Consider the following 874-nt stretch of genomic DNA (forward strand, 5'->3'; position numbering starts at 1 on the left):
ACCATCACCCACATCGACCTACCGAAAGCCAGCAAAAAGGCCAAAGTTTAGGTCAGTGATCCTGGAAGCGGTGCCTCGTGGTCAGGCTCGCCCCGGAAATTCCGTCGAAGTCCGTTCTTCCGTTACTCGCCGCAGGCTCGTTGCACGATCCTCTCGATGCGCTTTAACTCAGACATCACTTCGCCGGCACTGGACAAGCCCTCAATTTGGTGCTCCAGGTTTGCCGCCAACCGGCGCGTCTGCCATGCGCAAGCGCGGAGAAGAGTATGGGTGGCACCCTTGAGCCGGCGAACAAATGTTAGCCGCAAATGCAGGGTCGCGCCCCGCGAGACCTTGGCGCGTTCTATCGACGGTCCCCAGACGATGCGATCGACGGCAGGGTCGGCTCCCAACGAGAGAGTCGCGTAGAATACGCCGTTGAAGAAGCCGCGATGCCGAGCAACGCGCTCATCGAACCCAGACATTTTTGGGTACAGCGCTCTATTGTAGCGATAGGTTAAGCAGAATCCAGCCGTGCCGCCGGGCCCTTTGATGATACTGACCTCGGCCACATCGCCATGAAGAAGAACAATCTGGTCAAGAACCTTCCGGATAAAGTCGGTGCTGGCTTCTTTTCCGGAACGAGACTTGAGCCGTTGGGCATGTAGTTGGGCCATCTCGTCAAGATTGGCACTGGTCAACGAAACCTGCTCAACGCGATAGCCGGCGTTCTCGAAGATCCGGCGCTCCTTCTTTGCGCGGCGTCTACCATTCTCGGTTAGAGTGTGAAGGTATTCATCGAAGGATGCCCATGGCGTTGCGGATTCGGCCTGCGTCACTGACCTAAACTTTGGCCTTTTTGCTGGCTTTCGGTAGGTCGATGTGGGTGATGGTT

At 57.0% G+C, this 874-nt stretch carries 1 protein-coding gene; it reads right to left on the reverse strand.

What is annotated here, in order from left to right; genetic code table 11:
- Positions 1-122 precede the first annotated feature (122 nt).
- Positions 123-818, reverse strand: a complete 696-nt coding sequence (locus tag ACFHWU_RS29235) for a GNAT family N-acetyltransferase (protein ID WP_416592317.1) — start codon at positions 816-818, stop codon at positions 123-125.
- Positions 819-874: the final 56 nt, after the last annotated feature.

It is taken from the genome of Micromonospora sp. LOL_015, from assembly GCF_048060275.1.
Classification (GTDB): Bacteria; Actinomycetota; Actinomycetes; order Mycobacteriales; family Micromonosporaceae; genus Micromonospora_E.